This is a genomic window from Brooklawnia sp., assembly GCF_032229645.1.
In the GTDB taxonomy this organism is placed as follows: Bacteria; Actinomycetota; Actinomycetes; order Propionibacteriales; family Propionibacteriaceae; genus Brooklawnia.
Map to the genome: position 1 here is coordinate 1 of NZ_JAVTWX010000009.1, position 3,401 is coordinate 3,401.

The 3,401-nt window shown below is 64.5% G+C and carries 4 protein-coding genes; 3 read left to right on the forward strand and 1 reads right to left on the reverse strand.

What is annotated here, in order from left to right; all coding sequences use genetic code 11:
• Window positions 1–4 precede the first annotated feature (4 nt).
• Window positions 5–433: a CBS domain-containing protein gene (locus AAFP05_RS00490; RefSeq protein ID WP_341727889.1), complete on the reverse strand. Its 429-nt coding sequence runs from the start codon at window positions 431–433 to the stop codon at window positions 5–7.
• 207 nt (window positions 434–640) lie between these two features.
• On the opposite strand from AAFP05_RS00490, the gene gltX reads away from it, so the two are divergent.
• The 3 genes from gltX to rplC all read left to right on the forward strand — a co-directional run.
• Window positions 641–2,104: a glutamate--tRNA ligase gene (gene gltX / locus AAFP05_RS00495; protein WP_341727890.1), complete on the forward strand. Its 1,464-nt coding sequence runs from the start codon at window positions 641–643 to the stop codon at window positions 2,102–2,104.
• Between the two features lie 529 nt (window positions 2,105–2,633).
• On the forward strand, window positions 2,634–2,945 hold the full coding sequence (gene rpsJ, locus AAFP05_RS00500) for a 30S ribosomal protein S10 (protein ID WP_016668002.1): 312 nt from the start codon (window positions 2,634–2,636) through the stop codon (window positions 2,943–2,945).
• 11 nt (window positions 2,946–2,956) lie between these two features.
• Window positions 2,957–3,401, forward strand: a 445-nt coding sequence (gene rplC, locus AAFP05_RS00505) for a 50S ribosomal protein L3 (protein ID WP_341727891.1), incomplete at its 3' end; no start/stop codon positions are given.

A 3,401-nucleotide genomic window follows, 5' to 3' on the forward strand; every position in this document is an offset into this window, starting at 1 on the left:
AGAACTACTGCTGAACGTAGTTGATGAGATGATCGCGTTCGTCGGTGAGCGTGTCGAGGCGTGCCTTGACGACGTCGCCGATGCTGACGATCGCGAGCAACTTGCCGTCTTGATCGACCACCGGCAGATGGCGGATTCGGAACTCCGTCATGGTGGCGGCCAGGTCGGCGGTGTCATCGTCGAGCGCGGCGACGTGCGCGATGCTCTCCATCACCTCCCGGACCAGGTGAGTACGGACATCGTCGTCGGCAGCCGCCAGTGCGCTGACGATATCGCGCTCGGCCACCAGACCGACGGGCCGTCCATCGTCGACCACCACCACAGACCCGATGCGGTGTTCGACCAGCAACTGCAGCAACTCGGCCACAGTGGCATCCGGCGAGGCCACGACCACGTCATGGCCCTTATGCTTCAGTACGTCATAGACTCGCATGCACACACGGTATCCGGCACGGGGCCGGCCGGTGGCGGTTTGTGGGCAGATTGTGCGGTCACCGGCCGAACTCTCAGCGGTCGTTAACGAAGCCGATCGCGCAGCCTGCTCATCGTGGGTCGCAGCCCTGATGGCACGAAGCGGAGGTCGTCCTCGGAGGTGCGCGACCGCAGGGGACTGCCGCACACCACGGTAGGATGGTGCGCCGTGACCACACCAGCCCGTACCCGTGTTGCTCCGAGCCCCACCGGCGATCCGCATGTCGGGACCGCCTATATGGCGTTGTTCGACAAGGCATGGTCGCGCAAGACCGGCGGGCAATTCGTGCTCCGCATCGAAGACACCGATCGCAACCGGCTGGTCGAGGGTTCCGAACAGCAGATCTACGACTCGTTGCGCTGGCTCGGCCTGGACGCGGACGAGAGTCCCGAGGTCGGCGGTCCGCATGCTCCCTACAAACAGTCGGAGCGGCTGGACACCTATCGTCCGTTCGTCGAGAAGCTGATTGCCGACGGCCATGCCTATTACTGCTGGTGTTCGGGTGAGCGGCTCGCGCAGATGCGTGCCGAGCAGCAGGCCAGCAAGCAGGCCGACACCGGGTACGACCGGCTCTGCCTGGGCATGACCCGCGAGCAGCGTGCCGAACTGCCTGGCTTCAGCGAAACTCCGGTGGTGCGGATGCTGATCCCCGACGATCTGCCGCTGAGCTTCCACGACCTGATCCGCGGCGAGGTAAAGGCTCCTCGTCCCGACGATCAGGTGATCTTGAAGGCGGATGGCTTCCCGACCTACCATCTCGCCGTGGTGGTCGACGATCACCTGATGGGCATCACCACCGTGGTGCGCGGTGAGGAATGGATCAGCTCGACCCCCAAGCACCTGCTGCTCTATAAGTGGCTGGGCTGGCAGATGCCCGATTTCGCGCATATGCCGTTGCTGCGCAATACCGACAAGTCGAAGATCTCGAAGCGCAAGAACCCCGCGGCCCGGCTGCTCTGGTTCCGCGAGCAGGGCTATCTGCCGGAGGCGTTGCGCAACTTTCTGCAGCTGCTGGCCTATCCGCCGGCCGACGGCGAGCAAGAGGTCTCGAGCTTCGACGATTTCGTCGACGGCTTCGACTGGGCGAAAGTCAGCACGGTCGGGCCGATCTTCGATGTCAAGAAGCTCGACTGGCTGAACGGCGTCTACATCCGTTCGCTGCCCGCCGACCAGCTGGCCGACCGGATCGTCTCCTATGGGCTGGAGTCGGGGCAGTGGAGCCAGATTCCCGAGGGCGGACGCGAACTCGTGCGCGCCGCGACCCCGCTGATCTCGGAGCGCCTGGTGACGTTGGCGGAGGCTCTGCCCAAGCTGCAGTTCTTCTTCACCCCGGACGATCAGCTGGTCATCAACCCGGTGGCCGTCTCGAAGCTGAAAGACCACGCCGCAGAGGTGCTCGCTGCCGCCGAGCAGACCCTGCGGCAGCTGGACGATTGGACGACCGCTGCCATTCACGAGGCGCTGAACACGGCGCTGGTGGATGGCATGGCGCTCAAGCCCAAGTTCGCCTTCGCCCCGGTGCGGGTGGCGATCACCGGTGAGCAGGTCTCCCCGCCGCTCTTCGAGTCGATGGAGATCCTGGGCAAGGATTCGAGTCTGGCCCGGATCGCCCGACTGAAGGACGAGCTCTGACCCCGCCCCTGCACCGGCGGGGTCCTTGGCTGATCGTGTAGCGCGGGAGCCCATGACGGGCGTTGGAGCTACACGATCCGGGTGGGGAGGGTAGACACAGGGGGCAGGGAGGCACCAGCTGCCAGCCTGGAGCCGCAACCCGATTTGAAACCAGCCCCAACTCCGTGCGATGATTTACAGGTTGCTCCTTTGGAGCCATTGTGTGCGCGCCGCGGATAAGGCAGTCGAACTGTCGAGGCCGGACGCACAGGCGAGGGTTCTGGAGCGCAGGCTTCCAAGTTGGCGTGACCGCCGGTGAAGCCGCACCAGCTGGACGTGGGCACTGCCCACTGCGCTGGCGATCGTCTCTCAAGGGCGAGCGCTGCGGGCTGGCAAGCATCTGAACAGAGGGCTTGTGGGTAGTGCGGTGAACCATGTGCGACACGCCCGACCACGGGGGTCGAGCAATACGGCATTGACAAGCGATGTTGGGCGGGATTTGGGCCATTTTCGGGTCCGGATTCCGGCTGCACGAGTAGAAGGAACAACCGTGGCGGGACAAAAGATCCGCATCAGGCTTCGGGCCTATGACCATGAGGTCATTGACTCGTCGGCGCGCAAGATCGTCGACACCGTCACCCGGACGGGTGCCAAGGTTGCCGGCCCAGTGCCGCTGCCGACCGAGAAGAACGTGTGGTGCGTCATTCGCTCTCCGCACAAGTACAAAGACAGTCGCGAGCATTTTGAAATGCGTACCCACAAGCGGCTCATCGACATCCTCGACCCGACCCCCAAGACGGTGGATTCGCTGATGCGTCTCGACCTGCCGGCTGGTGTCGACATCGAGATCAAGCTCCCGTGAGGTCGATTGATATGACTAGTGAACGCAAGGTGAAGGGGCTGGCGGGCGTCAAGCTCGGCATGACCCAGCTGTGGGACGAGAACAATCGCGTCGTCCCGGTGACCGTGATCCAGGCCGGCCCGTGTGTGGTCACCCAGGTGCGCACCCCCGAGTCCGACGGCTACTCCGCCGTTCAGCTCGGCTTCGGGGCGGTTCGCGCCAAGTCGGTGACCAAGCCGCAGGCCGGGCAGTTCGAGAAGGCGGGAGTGACCCCCCGCAAGCATCTGGTGGAGCTGCGTACCTCCGATGCCACCGAGTACACCATCGGTCAGGAGATCACCGCCGATGTTTTCGCCGGTGGCGACGTCGTTGACGTGACCGGCATCACCAAGGGCAAGGGCACCGCGGGTGTCGTCAAGCGCCACGGCTTCAAGGGCCTGCGCGCCAGCCACGGTGTGCACCGCAAGCACCGCTCGC